At 74.0% G+C, this 17,634-nt stretch carries 15 protein-coding genes; 13 read left to right on the top strand and 2 right to left on the bottom strand.

Features of this window, described 5'->3' with window-relative positions; translation table 11 throughout:
- The first annotated feature begins 23 nt into the window (after window positions 1-23).
- The 10 genes from mltG (AA75_RS27735) to AA75_RS27685 all read left to right on the top strand — a co-directional run bounded on the left by mltG (AA75_RS27735) (window position 24) and on the right by AA75_RS27685 (window position 10,064).
- Window positions 24-1,211 carry an endolytic transglycosylase MltG gene (mltG, locus tag AA75_RS27735; RefSeq protein WP_051813518.1) on the top strand — a complete coding sequence of 396 codons (1,188 nt, stop codon included), beginning with the start codon at window positions 24-26 and terminating at the stop codon, window positions 1,209-1,211.
- Between the two features lie 126 nt (window positions 1,212-1,337).
- Window positions 1,338-3,128, top strand: coding sequence for an endolytic transglycosylase MltG (gene mltG, locus AA75_RS27725; protein ID WP_149038417.1), 1,791 nt, complete (start codon window positions 1,338-1,340; stop codon window positions 3,126-3,128).
- The gene (locus tag AA75_RS27720) at window positions 3,125-3,943 is read left to right on the top strand and encodes an ABC transporter ATP-binding protein (RefSeq protein WP_033823011.1); all 819 of its coding nucleotides are present in this window, start codon (window positions 3,125-3,127) and stop codon (window positions 3,941-3,943) included. The genes mltG (AA75_RS27725) and AA75_RS27720 overlap by 4 nt, the downstream gene beginning before the upstream one ends.
- A 103-nt stretch (window positions 3,944-4,046) precedes the next feature.
- Window positions 4,047-4,886 carry a shikimate dehydrogenase gene (locus AA75_RS27715; protein ID WP_033823051.1) on the top strand — a complete coding sequence of 280 codons (840 nt, stop codon included), beginning with the start codon at window positions 4,047-4,049 and terminating at the stop codon, window positions 4,884-4,886.
- Between the two features lie 190 nt (window positions 4,887-5,076).
- Window positions 5,077-6,261, top strand: a complete 1,185-nt coding sequence (gene aroC, locus AA75_RS27710; RefSeq protein WP_033823010.1) for a chorismate synthase — start codon at window positions 5,077-5,079, stop codon at window positions 6,259-6,261.
- A complete protein-coding gene (locus AA75_RS27705; protein WP_033823009.1) occupies window positions 6,258-6,773 on the top strand; it encodes a shikimate kinase in 516 nt (171 codons plus the stop codon). The genes aroC and AA75_RS27705 overlap by 4 nt, the downstream gene beginning before the upstream one ends.
- Window positions 6,770-7,858 (top strand): 3-dehydroquinate synthase, encoded by a 1,089-nt coding sequence (aroB, locus tag AA75_RS27700; RefSeq protein ID WP_033823008.1) that lies wholly within the window; start codon window positions 6,770-6,772, stop codon window positions 7,856-7,858. The genes AA75_RS27705 and aroB overlap by 4 nt, the downstream gene beginning before the upstream one ends.
- Entirely contained in the window at window positions 7,855-8,295 is a 441-nt protein-coding gene (aroQ, locus tag AA75_RS27695; RefSeq protein WP_033823007.1) for a type II 3-dehydroquinate dehydratase, read from the top strand. The genes aroB and aroQ overlap by 4 nt, the downstream gene beginning before the upstream one ends.
- A gap of 102 nt (window positions 8,296-8,397) precedes the next feature.
- The gene (locus tag AA75_RS27690) at window positions 8,398-9,150 is read left to right on the top strand and encodes an AAA family ATPase (protein WP_051813513.1); all 753 of its coding nucleotides are present in this window, start codon (window positions 8,398-8,400) and stop codon (window positions 9,148-9,150) included.
- Window positions 9,151-9,257: 107 nt separating this feature from the next.
- Window positions 9,258-10,064 (top strand): Fpg/Nei family DNA glycosylase, encoded by an 807-nt coding sequence (locus AA75_RS27685; RefSeq protein ID WP_033823005.1) that lies wholly within the window; start codon window positions 9,258-9,260, stop codon window positions 10,062-10,064.
- 47 nt (window positions 10,065-10,111) lie between these two features.
- Here the strand turns inward: AA75_RS27685 and AA75_RS27680 are convergent, their stop codons facing one another.
- Window positions 10,112-12,046 carry a Xaa-Pro dipeptidyl-peptidase gene (locus tag AA75_RS27680; RefSeq protein WP_233289216.1) on the bottom strand — a complete coding sequence of 645 codons (1,935 nt, stop codon included), beginning with the start codon at window positions 12,044-12,046 and terminating at the stop codon, window positions 10,112-10,114.
- Window positions 12,047-12,207: 161 nt separating this feature from the next.
- Between AA75_RS27680 and AA75_RS27675 the strand changes: the two genes are divergently transcribed.
- Window positions 12,208-13,869: a peptide-N4-asparagine amidase gene (locus AA75_RS27675; RefSeq protein ID WP_051813511.1), complete on the top strand. Its 1,662-nt coding sequence runs from the start codon at window positions 12,208-12,210 to the stop codon at window positions 13,867-13,869.
- Window positions 13,870-13,940: 71 nt separating this feature from the next.
- Here the strand turns inward: AA75_RS27675 and AA75_RS27670 are convergent, their stop codons facing one another.
- On the bottom strand, window positions 13,941-14,984 hold the full coding sequence (locus AA75_RS27670; protein WP_033823004.1) for a phosphatidylinositol-specific phospholipase C domain-containing protein: 1,044 nt from the start codon (window positions 14,982-14,984) through the stop codon (window positions 13,941-13,943).
- 316 nt (window positions 14,985-15,300) lie between these two features.
- On the opposite strand from AA75_RS27670, the gene AA75_RS27665 reads away from it, so the two are divergent.
- Window positions 15,301-16,467 carry an SAM-dependent methyltransferase gene (locus tag AA75_RS27665; RefSeq protein ID WP_033823003.1) on the top strand — a complete coding sequence of 389 codons (1,167 nt, stop codon included), beginning with the start codon at window positions 15,301-15,303 and terminating at the stop codon, window positions 16,465-16,467.
- Window positions 16,468-16,594: 127 nt separating this feature from the next.
- A partial coding sequence (locus AA75_RS27660; protein WP_033823002.1) for a glycoside hydrolase family 3 N-terminal domain-containing protein occupies window positions 16,595-17,634 on the top strand: 1,040 nt, incomplete at its 3' end.

Genomic DNA, 17,634 nt, shown 5'->3' with positions numbered 1-17,634 from the left:
TTCCCGCCGACCAGAGGGCAGCCGTGTCCGATCCGTTCATCGCACCAGGTCTGACGCCCGGACTCAGCCCCGGCCACCTCGGTGCGCCGGTCCTCGAGCCGGAGCCCCGTGCCCTGCTCGGCGGCGGCGAGCAGCCGCCTCCGCCGGACCCGCGCCGGCGGCACACCGGGCTGGCCTGCCTGCTGACCGCCGTCGCGCTGGTGGCGGTGGTGGCCGTGGTGATGGCGACCGTCTACGTGATGTGGCCCAAGGGCCGGCCGCCGGCCGCCGACTACACGGGCAACGGCAGCGGCACGGTCCAGGTGTCGGTGAGCCAGGGCGCCTCGCTGACCCAGATCGGGCAGACCCTGGTCAAGAACGACGTGGTGGCCAGCGCCCGGGCCTTCACCGAGGCCGCCGCCAAGAGCCCGGCCGGGAACCGTATCCAGCCCGGCACGTACACCCTGCACCACCGGATGTCCGCGGCCGCGGCGCTGAACGTCCTGCTGGACCCGGGCAACGCCAATGCGCTGACCATCCCCGAGGGCCGCCGGACCACCCAGATCTACGCGGCGGTGGACTCCCGGCTGAACCTGCCGGCCGGCACCACCGAGTCGATCGCCAAGCAGCGTGCGGGCGAACTGGGCCTGCCGCCCGACGCGCACGGCAACCCCGAGGGCTACCTCTACCCGTCGACGTACCCGATCACCGGGGACACCACGCCGCTCGGGCTGCTCCAGGAGATGGTGAAGGAGGCCGGGAAGGCCGCCGAGGCCAACGGTGTGGTCGGGGTCGAGGGCCAGTCCGCGTACCAGATGATGATCGTCGCGAGCCTGGCCGAGGCGGAGGCGGACAATCCCGACGACATGGCCAAGGTGGCCCGGGTCATCTACAACCGGCTGGCCAAGGGGATGCCGCTGCAGCTGGACTCCACCATCAACTACGCGCTCGGCCGCTCCACCCTCACCACCACGGCCACCGACACCAAACTGGACTCGCCCTACAACACCTACCTGCACAAGGGCCTGCCGCCCGGTCCGATCGGCAACCCCGGCCGGGACGGCCTGCACGCGGCCACCCACCCCGCGGAGGGGGACTGGATCTTCTTCGTCACCGTCAGCCCCGGGGACACCAGGTTCACCGACAGCCCCGAGCAGCACCAGAAGAACGTCGACGAGTTCAACGCCTACCGCGCCGAGCACCCCGCCTCACCTGCACCGGCCTCACCGTGAGGACCTGCGGGACCGGCCGGGACCCTCCCTGCGGTACGGTAACGTCTCCCATCGGGCGTGTCCCTAGCACGCCGGTTCGAGACGTCTGCGGTCCGCCACGGGCGCAGGAACGCGTTAAGGGGATCGATGACTGATCTGGGTGGGGGCTACCGCCCCCAGGGCGACCAGCCGTGGTACCCGGGGTCCCCGGGTACAGGCGGACAGCAGCCCCGGCCCGGCGGGCAGCCGGACGCCTGGCAGCAGCAGAACCCGCAGGGCGTTCCGTTCGGCCAGCAGCAGGGGTACCCGCAGCAGCAGGGCTATCCCCAGCAGCAGGGGTACCCGCAGGGCGGCTACCCGCAGCAGCAGGGATATCCGCAGCAGCAGCCGCAGCAGCAGGGCTGGCCCCAGCAGGGCGGCCAGGGCGGCCAGTACGGGCAGCAGCAGGGGCAGCAGGGCTACCAGCAGCCGCAGTACGGCCAGCCGCAGCCCGGGTCCGGCTACCAGCAGCAGCCGTACCAGCAGCAGATCCCGCAGCAGCAGCAGCAACAGCAGCAACAGCCGCAGCAGCCCGTCCAGCAGCAACCGCAGCAGGTGCGGCAGCAGCAGCCGCCGCGGCAGGCGCGGCCGCCGCAGCCGTCCGGCCCCGGTCCCGACGGCATCGACTGGGAGGCCGAGGCCGCCGCGCTGGACGGCCCGCAGGCCGAACCGGAGTTCGACGACTGGGCCGACCCCGCCGCCGAGGACGAGTACCTCGACGAGCCGGGCGAGCAGGCCCCCGACGAGGACGAGTCCTTCTTCGGCGGCGCCGAGCAGGACACCTCCCGGGACGCCGAGCGCAAGCGCAAGGAGAAGGGCAAGAAGGCCGGCCGCCGCAACCGCGGCGCCTGCCTGGTGGTCGCCCTGGTGCTGATGGGCGGCGTCGTCGGCGCCGGCTGGTGGGGCTACGGCTTCTACCAGAGCCACTTCGGCCCGCCGCCGGACTACCAGGGCGACGGCGCCGGCTCGGTCACCATCGAGATCAAGCCGGGCAGCGGCGTCGCGATGGGACAGACGCTCCGGGAGGCCGACGTGGTCAAGAGCGTCGAGGCCTTCACCGCCGCGTTCCAGAAGAACCCGAAGGCGAACACCATCCAGCCGGGCTTCTTCACCATGAAGCACCAGATGTCCGGCGAGGCCGCGGTGAAGTACCTGGTCGACTCGGCCGGCGGCAACGTGCTGGTGATTCCCGAGGGCCTGCCCTCCGGCGACATCTACGCCGCGATCGACCGCAAGCTCAAGGTCGAGAAGGGCACCACGGCCAACGCCGCCAAGGCGCAGGTGGCCAACCTCGGCCTGCCGGCGTACGCCCAGGGCAACATCGAGGGCTTCCTCTACCCCACCCGCTACTCGATCGCCGACGGCATGAAGCCCGAGGACGTGCTGAAGCAGATGGTGACCAACGCCGTCCAGCACTACCAGGACCTCAAGCTCGACGAGAACGCGCAGAAGATCGGCCTGAAGAACGCCTACGAGGTGATCACCGAGGCCAGCATCCTGCAGCGCGAGGGCAACAACGACGCGGACTTCGGCAAGATGGCCCGGGTCATCTACAACCGGCTCAACACCAACGCCACGCAGCACAAGCTCGGCATGGACACCACGCTCCAGTACTCGCTCGGCCGCACCGCGCTGACCGAGAAGGAGATCAACGACGGGTCCAACAAGTTCAACACCTTCGTCAACCCCGGCCTGCCGCCGACCCCGATCTCCAACCCGGGCGACGAGGCGATCAAGGCCGTGCTGAACCCGACGCCGGGCGACTGGGTCTTCTTCATCGCGATGTCCAGTACCGAGACCCGCTTCGCGACGACCGGTGCCGAGCACGCCAAGAACGTGGAGGAGTACTGCAAGGCGCAGGGCAAGGGCTTCGACAAGCAGGGCAACTACTGCAAGTGACCGAGCCGACCGGAGATCCGCAGCCGCTGCTCCAGGCGCAGCAGGTGGACGTCGTCCGCGACGGCCGGTACCTGCTGCGCCAGGTCTCGCTGACGGTGCGGCCGGGCGAGCACTGGGCCGTGCTGGGGGCCAACGGCGCCGGCAAGACCACGCTGCTCGCCCTGCTCGGCGCCCTCTCCCACCCCACCCGGGGGCAGGTGCGGGTGCTGGGCCGGCAGCTCGGCCGGGTGGACCTGCGGGAGCTGCGCTCCTACCTCGGGCACGTCAATCCGCGGCACCCGCTGCGCTCGCCGCTGACCGTCCGCCAGGTGGTGCTCACCGGCATCACCAACAGCGTGGAGCTGTACCCGCGGTGGCAGCCCACTGACGACCAGGCCGCGCACGCCGAGTCGCTGATCGCCACCCTGGGGATCGGCCACCGCGCCGAGGCGCCGTGGACCACGCTCTCGCAGGGCGAGCGCGGCCGGGCGCTGATCGCCCGCGCGCTGATGCCCGCACCCCGTCTGCTGCTGCTCGACGAACCGGCCACCGGTCTCGACCTGACCGCCCGCGAGCAGCTCCTGGACAGCCTGGACGACCTGCGGCTGCGCCACCCGGAGCTGGCCAGCGTGCTGGTCACCCACCACCTGGAGGAGCTGCCCGCCAGCACCACCCATGCGCTGCTGCTGCGCGACGGCGAGTCGGTGGCGGCCGGGCCGGTCGACGAGGTGCTGACCACCGAGCTGGTCAGCGCGTGCTTCCGGCACCCGATCCGGATCACCCGCAGTGAGGGCCGCTGGGCCGCCCGGGCCGCCGCCAAGTCCCCCGCCCGCTGATCCCGCCGGTGCCGGGGTCCGGCACCCCGACCGGTCCCGGTCCCGGCCGCCGGTGCGGCGGCACTAGGGTGGCGGTCATCCAGAGGGAAAGGTGACCAGCTCCGTGACGACGCACCACCGGGCCGCCGTACTCGGCTCGCCCATCGCGCACTCGCTCTCCCCGGTGCTGCACCGGGCGGGGTACGCGGCGCTGGGCCTGGCCGACGGCTGGCACTACGACCGCTTCGAGCTGGACGAGGCCGCGCTGCCCGCGTTCGTGGCCGGGCTGGGCCCGGAGTGGGCCGGGCTGTCGCTGACCATGCCGTTGAAGCGGGCGGTTATCCCGCTGCTGGACGAGGTGAGTGCGACGGCGCTGCGCGTCGACGCGGTGAACACCGTGGTGTTCGGCCCGGACCGGCGTCTGCACGGTCACAACACCGACATCCCCGGCCTGGTGAACGCCCTGGCCGAGCGCGGCATCGACCAGGTCGGGTCGGCGGCGGTGCTGGGCGCGGGGGCCACCGCCTCCTCCGCGCTGGCGGCGCTGGCCCGGATCTGCGACGGCCCGGTGACGGCGTACGTCCGCAGCCCCGAGCGGGCGGCCGAGATGCGGGCGCTCGGCGAGCGGCTCGGGCTCGACCTGCGGACCGCCGACTGGGCGCGGGCCGCCGAGGCACTGGAGACCCCGCTGACCATCTCGACCACGCCGGCCGGGGCCACCGACCAGGTGGCGGCGGCCGTCCCGGCGCGGCCGGGCGCCCTGTTCGACGTGCTGTACCACCCGTGGCCGACCCCGCTGGCGGCTGCCTGCGCGCAGCGCGGGGCCACCGTGCTGGGCGGTCTCGACCTGCTGGTGCACCAGGCGGTGCTGCAGTTCGAACTGTTCACCAAGGTGGCGGGCCCGCTGGCCGCGATGCGGGCGGCCGGCGAGGCCGAGCTGGCCCTACCCGGGTCGTACCGCTGATCCCGCAGGTCAGCAGGGGTGTCGACGGTCGAGGAGCGGACGTGCGGTGTCCGGAACCCGGACCGTGCGCCCGGTCGGCCGCCGGACGTGAAAAGATCGGAGACGGACGGCGGGCCCGGTACCTCGGGGCCGCCCAAGACGCCCGGCCCGGCCCGCAGCTGCGGTCCGGGCCGCTGACGAAGGAGCTCCGTTGGGTAGGTTGCGCTGGCTGACGGCGGGGGAGTCGCACGGTCCCGCTCTGGTCGCGACGCTGGAGGGCCTGCCGGCCGGTGTGCCGGTCACCACCGAGCTGGTGGCCGACGCGCTGGCCCGCCGCCGGCTGGGATACGGCCGTGGCGCGCGGATGAAGTTCGAGCAGGACGAGGTCACCTTCCTCGGCGGCGTCCGGCACGGCCTCACCATGGGCAGCCCGGTGGCGGTCATGGTCGGCAACACCGAGTGGCCCAAGTGGGAGCAGGTGATGTCGGCCGACCCGGTGGACCCGGAGATCCTGGCCAACCTGGCCCGCAACGAGCCGCTCACCCGCCCCCGCCCGGGCCACGCGGACCTGGCCGGCATGCAGAAGTACTCGATCGAGGAGGCCCGCCCGATCCTGGAGCGCGCCTCCGCCCGCGAGACCGCCGCCCGGGTCGCGCTCGGCGCCGTCGCCCGCTCCTACCTCAAGGAGACCTGCGGCATCGAGATCGTCTCGCACGTGGTGGAGCTGGCCGCCGCCAAGGCCCCGGCCGGGGTCTACCCGCTGCCCTCCGACGAGGCCCGCCTCGACGCGGACCCGGTGCGCTGCCTGGACCCGGAGGCCTCCGAGCGGATGGTCGCCGAGATCGACCAGGCCCACAAGGACGGCGACACCCTCGGCGGTGTGGTCGAGGTGCTGGCGTACGGCGTGCCGGTGGGTCTCGGCTCGCACGTGCACTGGGACCGCCGGCTGGACGCCCGGCTGGCCGCCGCGCTGATGGGCATCCAGGCGATCAAGGGCGTGGAGGTCGGCGACGGCTTCGACCTGGCCCGGGTGCCGGGCTCGCAGGCGCACGACGAGATCGTCCCCACCCCGGAGGGCGTCCGGCGCACCTCGGGTCGCTCGGGCGGTACCGAGGGCGGTCTGTCCACCGGTGAGCTGCTGCGGGTGCGGGCCGCGATGAAGCCGATCGCGACCGTGCCGCGGGCGCTGCAGACCCTGGACGTGCGCACCGGTGAGCCCGCCAAGGCGCACCACCAGCGTTCGGACGTCTGCGCGGTGCCGGCGGCCGGGATCGTCGCCGAGGCGATGGTGGCGCTGGTGCTGGCGGACGCGGTGGCGGAGAAGTTCGGCGGCGACAACGTCTCCGAGACCCGCCGCAACGTGCAGGGCTACCTCGACAACCTGATCGTCCGATGAGCGGACCGGTGGTCGTGCTGGTCGGCCCGCCGGGGGCCGGCAAGTCCACGGTCGGGCGGCTGCTCGCCGCCCGGCTCGGCGTGGGCTTCCGGGACACCGACGCCGACATCGAGCAGTCGGCGGGCAAGCCGATCCCCGAGATCTTCGTGGACGAGGGCGAGCCGCACTTCCGCGCGCTGGAGGCGGCCGCCGTCGCGGCCGCCGTCCGTGACCACGACGGGGTGCTCGCGCTCGGCGGCGGCGCGGTGATGGCCGAGGCCACCCGGGCCGAACTGGCCGGGCTGCCGGTGGTGTTCCTCGACGTCGCGCTCGGGGACGCCGTCAAGCGGGTCGGCCTGGATGCCCCGCGCCCGCTGCTCGCGATCAACCCGCGGGCCCGCTGGCGGGAGCTGATGGACCTGCGCCGCCCGGTCTACCTGGCGGTCTCCACCGCGGTGGTGGACACCGAGGGCCGCACGCCCGAGCAGGCCGCCGACGCCGTACTGGAAGCACTGGAGCTGAAGACCCCATGACTGACACCGTCACGATCCGCGTCGGCGGCAGCGCCGGCCACGACCCGTACGACGTGCTGATCGGGCATCAGCTGCTCGGCGAGCTGGCGCCGCTGATCGGCAACCGGGCCAAGCGGGTGGCGATCATCCACCCGGAAGCGCTGGAGGCCACCGGCGAGGCGATCCGCGAGGACCTGGCGGCCGAGGGCTACGAGGCCATCGCGCTGCAGGTGCCCAACGCCGAGGAGGCCAAGAGCGCCGAGGTCGCCGCGTACTGCTGGTCGGTGCTGGGCCAGACCGGTTTCACCCGCAGCGATGTGATCGTCGGCCTGGGCGGCGGGGCCACCACCGACCTGGCGGGCTTCGTCGCGGCGAGCTGGCTGCGCGGGGTGCGCTGGATCGCCATGCCGACCACGCTGCTCGGCATGGTGGACGCGGCGGTCGGCGGCAAGACCGGCATCAACATCGCCGAGGGCAAGAACATGGTCGGCGCCTTCCACCCGCCCGCGGGCGTGCTGGCCGACCTCGGCACCCTGGAGACCGTGCCCCGGCACGACTACGTCTCCGGGCTGGCCGAGGTGATCAAGTGCGGGTTCATCGCCGACCCGGAGATCCTCGACCTGATCGAGGCCGACCCGCAGGGCGCCACCACCCCGCAGGGCCCGCACACCGTGGAGCTGATCCGCCGGGCCATCCAGGTCAAGGCCGACGTGGTCTCCGGTGACCTCAAGGAGGCCGGGCGGCGCGAGATCCTCAACTACGGCCACACCCTGGGCCACGCCATCGAGCGCAACGAGCGCTACAAGTGGCGGCACGGCGCGGCGATCTCGATCGGCATGGTGTTCGCCGCCGAACTCGGCCGGCTCGCCGGCCGGCTCGACGACGAGACCGCCGACCGGCACAGGGCGGTGCTCGGCTCGGTCGGCCTGCCGCTGACCTACCGCGGTGACGCCTGGCCCAAGCTGCTGGACGCCATGAAGATCGACAAGAAGTCCCGCGGCGACCTGCTGCGCTTCGTCGTGCTGGACGGCCTCGGCAAGACCTCCATCCTGGAGGGCCCCGACCCGACGCTGCTGGTCGGCGCGTACGGGGAGGTGTCGGCATGAGCCGGGTGCTGGTGCTCAACGGTCCCAACCTCGGCCGCCTCGGCAGCCGGGAGCCGGACGTCTACGGCGCCACCTCCTACGCCGGGCTGGTCGAGCGCTGCACGGCGCTCGGCAAGGAGCTCGGCTTCGAGGTGGAGGTCAAGGAGACCAACTCCGAGCAGCAGATGGTCGAGTGGCTGCACTGGGCGGCCGACCGGCAGACCCCCGTGGTGATCAACCCGGGCGCGTTCACGCACTACTCGTACGCGATGCGGGACGCCGCCGCGCAGCGGACCGCGCCGCTGATCGAGGTGCACATCTCCAACCCGTACGCGCGGGAGGAGTTCCGGCACAACTCGGTCATCGCGGCGGTCGCCTCGGGCACCATCGCGGGCTTCGGGCTGGGCTCGTACGAACTGGCCCTGCGCGCCCTCGCGGAGCAGCTCACCACGCGCTGACGTGCGATCATCGGCCCGGCCGCGGACTATGTCCGCCGCCGGGCCGACGTGTAGTGTCCCCGTCGGGAGGTGACCGTGACGCAGTACGCAGGGGGAGGACCAGTGCCTCCGCGACCACTGGCGCCGCCGTACCCGGCCCCGCAGGGCGGCCACCAGCCGCCGCCGTACACCCCGGCCCGGCCGCCGCACCCGGGCGGCCCGCCGCCCGCCGCCGCACCGCCGCAGCCGACCGGCCACTTCGTGCTGCCGACCGGAGCCCCCGTGCAGCTTCCCGCCCACCCGCCGCAGCACCTGCCCACCGGGCCGCTCGCGGTGCTGCTGATCGGCCCGGCCGGTGCGGGCAAGACCACCGTCGCCCGGCACTGGGCCGAGCGCCGGCCGACCGCGACCGCGCACATCAGCCTGGACGACGTCCGGGAGTGGGTGCAGGCCGGGTTCGCCAACCCGCAGTCGGGCTGGAACACCGCCTCCGAGGCGCAGTACCGGCTGGCCCGCCGCACCTGCGGCTTCGCCTGCCGCAACTACCTGGCCAACGGCATCTCCTGCATCATCGACGACGCCGTGTTCCCGGACCGCCCGGCGATCGGGCTCGGCGGCTGGAAGCGGCACATCGGCCCCGGCATGATCCCGGTGGTGCTGCTGCCGGGCCTCGACTCGGTGCTCGCCCGCAACGCCCGGCGCAGCGGCAACCGGCGGCTCAGCGACGAGGAGGTCGCCCGGATCCACGGGCGGATGGCCGGCTGGCGCACCTCCGGCCTGCCGATCATCGACAACTCCCAGCTGGACGTGGCCGCCACGGCCGCCGCGCTGGACCACGCGATCCTGTCCCGGCTGACGGGCCGGCCCGCGGGCTGAGCCGGCCGGCCCGGCTCCCCGGCCCGGCTCCCCGGCCCGGCGGGGTGTGTCGTACCCCGCTGCGAGAATGGACGGGTCGCAACTGATCTGCCGAGGAGCTGACGCCCGTGCCCGAGGGCCACATCATCCACCGCCTGGCCACCGAGAACTTCCGGGTCTTCGGGGCGCGGCCGGTGCGCGTCTCCAGCCCGCAGGGCCGGTTCGCCGAGGGGGCGGCGCTGCTGGACGGCCGTCGGCTGGACGAGGCCGAGGCGCACGGCAAGCACCTCTTCCTCGGGTTCGGCGAGGCGTGGCTGCACATCCACCTGGGCCTGTACGGCGGCTTCACCTTCGGCGAGGGCCCGGCGCCCGAGCCGGTCGGCCTGATCCGGCTGCGGATGGAGTCCGACGACGCGTACGCCGACCTGCGCGGCCCCAACACCTGCGAGCTGCTGACCCCGGCGGAGAAGGCCGCGGTGCACCGCAGGCTCGGCCCGGACCCGCTGCGTGCGGGCGCGGACCCGGTGCCCGCCTGGCAGCGGATCTCGCGCAGCGCCACCACGGTGGCCGCGCTGCTGATGGACCAGAAGGTGCTGGCGGGCGTGGGGAACGTCTACCGCGCCGAGGTGCTGTTCCGGCTCGGCATCAGCCCGCACCGGGCCGGCCGGGACCTGTCCAGGGCGGAGTGGGACGCGATCTGGGCGGACCTGGTGGCCCTCATGCACGAGGGGGCGGGGATCGGCCGGATCGACACCGTCCGTCCGGAGCACACCCCCGAGGCGATGGGCCGCCCGCCGCGGGTGGACGACCACGGCGGCGAGGTCTACGTCTACCGCCGCACCGACCAGCCGTGCCTGGTCTGCGGGACACCGGTGCGCACCGAGGAGCACGCGGCCCGCAACCTCTTCTGGTGCCCGGCCTGCCAGCAGCGCTGACGGCCGGCACCGGCCGGACCCGCCCGGGGGCGGGCCCGGCGGGCGGGCTACCGGAAGGTCTCCGGCCGGGCCGCGGTGCCGCCCGCGCCGCCGGTCAGGGCGGGCAGCGCGGCTCCCTCGTGCGGTACGGCCTGCGGGAGCGGGCCCGGGCCGCCGGTGAGCGGCAGCCGCAGCGAGGAGTGCGCCAGGTCGAGGGTGAGGGCCGGCCGGGTGGACGGCGGGTCGATCAGCCCGTGGTCGGTGCCGGCCACGATCAGGGCCAGCCGGTGCCCGGCGGGCACCACGTGGTCGGTGCCGGCGAGGTCGAAGGTGATCGGGTACGCGGTGCCCGGGGTGAGGGTGAGGGACCGGTCGAGCCCCGCGTAGTGGCCGAGGTCGGCCCAGCCCCGGCTGAAGACCGTGGCGCCGACCTGGGCGGTGTCGGCGGCGGTGTCCAGGAAGCAGGCGCTGTCGCCCGCGGTGCTGTCACCCCAGCAGGATCGGGTGCCGAGGGTGGTGATGCCCTCGCCCGCGGCCTGGTAGTCGCGGACGGTGGCCGGGCCGAGGTCGACCAGCACCGCGCTCAGCCGGGCGCTGCGGGTCGACGGCTTGACGGTCAGGGTGATCGAGCCGCCGCCGGAGATCCGCAGCGGCTGGGTGAGCGCGCCGGTGGCGAAGACGGTCTTGTCCGGGGTGGAGCGGTCGGCGTCGGCGGCCCAGGCGTTCTCGTCGCGCGCCGGGTCGTCGGTGAAGGCCGCGGTACCGCTGCCCAGGCCGGTGGTGAGGGTGCCGGGGCGAAGGCCGAGGGTGGTGGTCACGGTGCCCGGCGCGGGCCACGTCCGGTCCTGGGTCCACTGGTCGGGGGCCCGCTCGATGTCGGCGGCCGGCCCGTTCTGGACGCCGTTGTCGACGCCCAGCAGGTAGTGGTCGAACCAGGCGTGCAGGGTGTCCACCCACGCCGTCCGGCGGAAGTCGAACGGGTCGACGTGGCCGGTCTGGGCGAGCCAGATCTTGCGCTCCACCCCGTTCTGCGCCAGCGCCGACCACCACTGGGAGAAGTTGATGTCCCGGACGTTCAGGTCCTGCAGCCCGTGCACCAGGAAGACGCTGGCGCGCACCTTGGCGGCGGAGGCGACGTAGTCGCGCTGCTGCCACAGCGGGGTCCAGTTGCCGTTGGCGGGGGAGCCGGCGGCGAGCTGCTTCTGCACGGTCGAGCAGTGCCCGAGGGTGGCCCGGCTCTCCACCGCGGCGGACAGGTCGGCCGGGGTGCCGCCGTAGAGCGGCGCGCCGTCGGAGCGGTAGTAGTCGTACCAGGAGCTGATCGCGGAGATCGGCACCACGGTCCGCAGGCCCGGCACGCCGGTCGCGGCCACGCCGTTGGCGATGGTGCCGTCCCAGGACTTCCCGATCATGCCGACCGAGCCGTCGGTCCAGCCCGCCTTGGCGGTGCCGGTGCCGGTCCGGGAGGTGTAGCCGGCGGCGCGGCCGTTCAGCCAGTCGACCACCGCCTTGGCGGAGGTGATGTCCGAGGGGCCGCCGACGTCGACGCAGCCGTCCGAGCGGTTGGTGCCGGCCAGGTCGACCAGGACCACCGCATAGCCGCGCGGGACGAAGTAGTTGTCGTAGAAGAGCGGGAACTGCACCGGCCCGCCCTGCGCGTCGTAGGTCTTCAGCTGGCTCTCGTTGCCGCGCCCGCAGCAGGAGTAGTACGGGCTGGCGTCCATGATGACCGGGACCTTGAGGCCGGCCGCGGCCGGCTCGCGCGGGCGGACGATGTCGGCGGCGACCCGGTCGGTGCGGCCGTTGCCGTCACCGTCGAGCCCGGTGTCGACCCAGACGGTCTCCCGGACGGCGTCGGCGTAGGAGTAGACGGGCTGGCTGGCACCGCTGCGGACGGTGCCGCCGGTGCTCGCGTGCGCGGCGGCCGGGCCCAGCGCGGCGGCGGCGAGGAGCGCGAGCAGGGCGGTGAGGAGGGCGGACAGGCGCTTTCGGCTGGTTGTCACAGGTTTTGACGGTAGTCGTGGATCCGGCTGCGCCAGAAGTCTTTTGACGTGTCGTCGACAAGATTTTACGAGCGGCGGAGGAGGGGTCGCGCCCTCTTGACCCGGCCATGCCATGGACTGGAGGATGCCTCGACCGCCAGGCAGCGAGGAGAGGCACCCCGATGGCCGTTCGTCCCCTGTACCGGCGCGCGGCACGGCTGTTGGCCGCCGTGCTCGCGCTCGCCGCCACCCTGCTGGCGGCCGGCCCGGCCAGCGCCGACTTCGGCACCGACTACCACGACCCGTTCAGCGTCGCCAAGCCGTTGACCAGGCCGGACACCCGCTCCTGCACCGTCGAGACGATGCACGACCAGCCGTTCAGCAACGGCTACGGCAACCCGCCGGACACCCCGTACACCGTCACTCTCACCCCGCCCGCGGCCTGCCGGGGGCCCTGGTCCGCCGTGGTGCTCGACCTGCACGGGCGGGTGGCCGGCCGGCAGTTCGACCGGCTGTTCACGGTGCGGATCGGCGGGGTCCAGGTGCTGCTCTCCTCCACCCCGGAACCCTCCGCCGACGGCATCGAGTGGAGCGTGGAGCGCGACGTCACCCGCTACGCGCCGCTCCTCGACCGCCCGCAGCCCTTCGCCCTCGACCTCGCCAACGTCACGGACGCCACCTACACCGGCGTCTTCCGGATCACCGCGAGCCTCACCTTCTACACCGCCTCCCCCCGGCACCCGGCCGCCGCCACCGCCGACCGGCTGCTCACCACCGGCCCGTTCGGCCTCACCGGCGCCGCGCCGTCCGCCGCCGTGCCGCTGGTCTTCCCGCAGAACCTGGAACGCCTCACCGCCGAGGTCTACACCCGCGGCGGCGGCGCCTGCGAGGAGTTCGCCTACGCATCCGCGCCCGACGCGTACGTCAGCGCCAACCCCGGCCTCGGCCTGTGCGGGAAGGGCCCGTTCCGGGAGCTTCGGCTGTCGGTGGACGGCCGCAGCGCGGGCGCCGTCTGGCCGTACCCGGTGATCTACACCGGCGGCTGGGACCCGCTGCTGTGGCGGCCCACCCCCGGCATCGCCGCCTTCGACCTGCCCGGCTACCGGCTCGACCTGACCCCGTACGTCGGACTGCTGCTCGACGGCCGCCCGCACAGCATCGGCATCGCCGTCAACGCGGCCGAGAGCCAGAGCAACGACCTGTGGACCGGCCAGATCAACCTGTTCGCCACCGTCGACCACGGCCGGGCCCGCACCGAGGGGCGGCTCATCGACCACCGGGTCGCCCCCGAGGCCACCGTCACCACCGCCCTCACCGACCAGGGCGGCGGCAGCGGCCACTGGACGGTCACCGCCACCCGGCACGACACGGCCACCGGCTGGGTGCAGACCTCGCACGGCCGGGTCAGCACCGAGGTCCGGGACGACCTGGCCTTCTCCTCGGACGAGCAACTCGCCTCCGGTGGGAACGAGTTGACCCTGCGCAACCGGACCGACCTGACCCGCGCCGTCACCACCCGGGCCGGTCTCGGCCCCGCCCTCACCCGCACCGCCCACGAGAGCGACCCGCTGGACGTCGGCTACCACTACGTCCGGGACGCGGCCGGCAACACCGACCAGCGGACCACCATGACACTCGGCCGCCACCAGGAGGACGGTCTGCGCCTCGGCCCGCTCACCCTGGCCCGCAGCACCGTCGACCACACCTACGCCCCCACCGCCCACCGCCACGACGGCGACACCACCGTCCGCACCGCCGAGGCGACCGAGGACTACCGCTCCACCGGGCCCGACGGCCCCTACCACCGCAGCGCCGCCACCCGGGACGGGTGGCCGGTGCCCTGAAGTCGCCCTGTACGGCCTTCGCCCGCGGTGCGTGGCCGGCCCGTCTCCCCGGGCCGGCCACGCACCTGCGGTCAGCCCCGGGGGAGGACCAGGGACTGGACCTCCGGCAGGTGACGCCAGTCGCTGGAAACCACGGAGGCGTGGGCGGCGGCGAGCTGGACGGACCGGGCGCGGGCCTGGTCGGCGGTCGGGTCGGTGCCGCTGATCGCCGGGGCGACGTTCTGGGCGTCCGTCATCACCAGCAGGTAGTGGCGGCTGTCGTACCAGGAGGTGTCGATCCCGTTCAGATAGGCGGCCGCGTCGCCGTCGAACAGGACGAACCACGGCCGGATCGCGCTCTCGTAGCGGGTGCGCGGGTCGGCCGCCGCGGCGCCGTGCACGGCCGGGAAGATCTGCGCCTGCCCGAGCTTCCCGGCGGCCGCCAGGTCGCGCAGGTAGCGGCCGTACTCGACGTCGGTGTGCAGGGTGTCGAAGGGGTTGCTCTCCTCGACGGTGCCGGGGATCACCTCGACCACCGCCCGGCCGGCCAGCGCGGCCCGGCTCGGCCAGTTCCCGGCCCGGGCCGCGTCGTCGAGGGTGGCGTACGAGCCGCCGGGCCCGGCCAGCAGGTCGGCGGGCCGGTAGGCGGCGGCGCCCAGGTGGGCGGCTATCAGGGCGTCCAGCTCCTTGGGGCCCATGCCGCGGTTGGCGGCGAAACCGCCCTTGAGCTCCAGCTTGACCACCAGCGGGCCGGCGGTGGGGTGGGCGGCGAGCCAGACCCGGATGTCGTCGAAGCAGGACTCCAGGTTCTTGTTGGCGCCGCCGCTGTAGAGCTGGGCGGCGGAGCTCGCGTTGACGCAGTTGTTGCTGTTGCCGAGCGGGTTGGAGTGGCTGACCTTCCACTCCTTGGTGATGGTGTCCGTCCAGGCGTCCAGCTCGATCATGCCGGTGCCCGTGTCGAGCGCCTGGGCCAGGTACGAGAAGGCCGCCGGGTCGTAGGTGTTGTGCAGGCCGACGGTGGTGGTGGAGCCGAACGGGAGGTCGCCGGTGCCGGTGGCCGACGCCTGCGGGGCGGGGATCAGGGCGGCGGCCGACAGTGCCAGCACGGCGGCGGCGAGGGTGCGACGGACGGTCAAGGTTCCTCCTGGGCGGGGGATGCCGGGGTTCGGTGGGACCAGCGTCGACCATTCGAGCGCACGGAAGGTGACATGACAAGGAACTGGCGGATGCTTCGGGGTGAGCGTCCGCCGCCGCCGGGCTCCCGCGGTCGCCGGGGGTCGCCGCGGACGGGTGGCGGGTGCCGGTGCGGGCGGACCGCGGGTGCCGGATTGAGTCAACCAGTGGTCTGGACCACAGCCCTGACGGAGGGTTAGTGTTCCTGCTCGGGCGCCACGTCGAAGCGGCGGACTCCGTGCCCGATCCTGCTGCCGGCCAATCCGACGGGACCCGTCTGTGATCGACATCGTGGTGGTGCTCCGGGCCGAGGACGCGGTCCTCGACTTCCTCTCCGTGCTGGCCGACCCCGGCGGGGCGCAGACCGAGGTGGTCGTCGCCGGATCCGGCACGGTGCTCACCCTCCCCGCCGGCGCCCCGCCCGCCGAACGGCTGGCCCTGCTGGGCCCGTTGGTCGGCCCGGCCGGCCCGGCCGATGCGCCGTCGGGGCCCGGACCGGACGCCGCCGCCCTGATCGCCCGGGCCGGGGCCGGCCGTCCCGCCCGGATCTGGACCCACTCCCCGGCCGACAACCGCCGCAGCCGCGGCACCCTCGGCCGGTCGGTCGCCCGGGCGGCGGCGGGCGCCGCACTGCCGGTACGGCACGCCGTGGGCTACTCGCCGTACCTGCAGTTCGTCAGCGACCTCGACCACCCGCTGAGCCGCGAACTCGTGTCGGCCAAGCTGGAGTTCGTCAACCACTGGTGCGCCCACCTGCTGGCCTGCGACCACCCGCAGCACATGCTCCGCACCGCCCGGGTCCCGTCCGCCGAGCGCTTCTTCGAGGCCGACGAGGAGGAACGCGACCGGCTGTTCGCCCTGCTCGCCAGCCTCGACGACGAAGCGGCCTCGGTCGCCGACCCCTGGGAGTTCGACTCCTCCCGGTACGAGGCCGACCGGCTCGACGCCACCGCCGCCTGGATCGCCCGCCACTGCCCGCCGCAGTCCGGGCAACTGGTCGAAGTGGGCGCCTGCGAAGGGGCGTTGACCCGAAGGCTGGCCGCAGCCGGGCACCAGGTGCTGGCCACCGAGCCCAATCCGCGGTTCCGCACCCGCCTCGCCGCCGCACTCGCCGGCACCCCCGCGGTCCGGATCGGCGACGCCGACCTCGCCGCACTGACCGGACCGGCCTCCCCGGCCTCCCCGGCCCATCTGCTGATCGAGATGCTCTACTACGGCCAGGACCTCGACCTGATCGACCGGCTGCCCACCGAACGGGTCCTGGTGGCCCTGGAACCCGCGACGCTGGACGCCCGCCTGCGCCCGTGGCTGGCGGGCTCGCGGAACTGGCGGGCCGCCGAGGAGACCGAACTGGTCGGCCCCCGGCTGGAGCCGGTCTGCGGCGGCCGCGCCTACCTCAGCAAGCGCGGCAGCACGGGCGTCCTGCTGCGCCGAACCCGAGGCTGACCCCGGGGCTCCCGCCCGTTCCCCCTCGCCCGATCCCGTCGCCCGTTCCCCGTACCGACCGCTCCGACCGCCGCCGGTCGTCCTGACCCCACCCACCCGACAGGTCCCAGGAAGGCACCGCACCGCCATGCCCCACCGCACCGCCACCGCCCTCGCGGCGCTCGTCAACTCCTGCCTGCTGCCCGCGTACGCCGGCCGCACACCCGCCGACTGGATCCTGCGGGCCGCCGACGAGGGCCTGGCCGGCGTCGCCCTGTTCGGCACCAACCTGCTCGACGCCCGGGGCCCGCTGCGCGAGGACATCACCGACCGCCTCCGCGCGGTCCGGCCCGACCTCCTGATCGCACTGGACGAGGAGGGCGGGGACGTCACCCGCCTCGACTACCTCACCGGCAGCGCCTACCCGGGCAACCACGCGCTCGGCACCGTCGACGACCCAGAGTTGACCACCCTGGTCGCCGCCGCCATCGCCGCCGACCTGGCCGCCGCCGGTGTCAACCTCTGCCTGGCACCGTGCGCGGACGTCAACTCGCGCCCGGACAACCCGATCATCGGCGTCCGCTCGTTCGGCGCCGAACCCGCACTGGTCGCCCGGCACACCGCCGCCTTCGTGGCAGGCCTGCAGCGCCACGGCATCGCCGCCACCCTCAAGCACTTCCCCGGCCACGGCGACACCCGGACCGACTCGCACACCGCCCTGCCCGACGTCGACCGCGACCGCGACCAACTGGCCGCACTCGACCTGCCGCCGTTCGCCGCGGGTATCGCCGCGGGCGCCAAGCTCGTGATGACCGGCCACATCCGGCTGCCCAGGATCGACCAACTGCCCGCCACGTTCAGCCACTCGGTCCTGACCGGCCTGCTGCGGGAAGAGCTCGGCTTCGACGGGGTGATCGTCACGGACGCCCTGGACATGGCCCCGATCGTGGACCGCTGGGGCTTCGGCGGAGCCGCGGCGGCCGCCCTGGCCGCCGGAGCCGACCTGGTCCTGCTCGGCTCCCCGGACGCCGAGAAGCTGCTCCCAGAGATCCATCACGAGGTCGAACTCGCCCTCCGGGAGGGCCGGTTGACCGAACAGCGGCTCGCCGAGGCCGCCGCCCGGGTCGCCGCCCTGCGCGTCTGGGCGCGGCCCGCGGCCACCCCGCCCCGGCCGGACCCCGCCGTGGG

It is taken from the genome of Kitasatospora sp. MBT63 (assembly GCF_000710465.2).
In the GTDB taxonomy this organism is placed as follows: Bacteria; Actinomycetota; Actinomycetes; order Streptomycetales; family Streptomycetaceae; genus Kitasatospora.
Note: the sequence above shows the minus strand (reverse complement) of the source record. Positions and strands in the feature narration are given on the sequence as shown.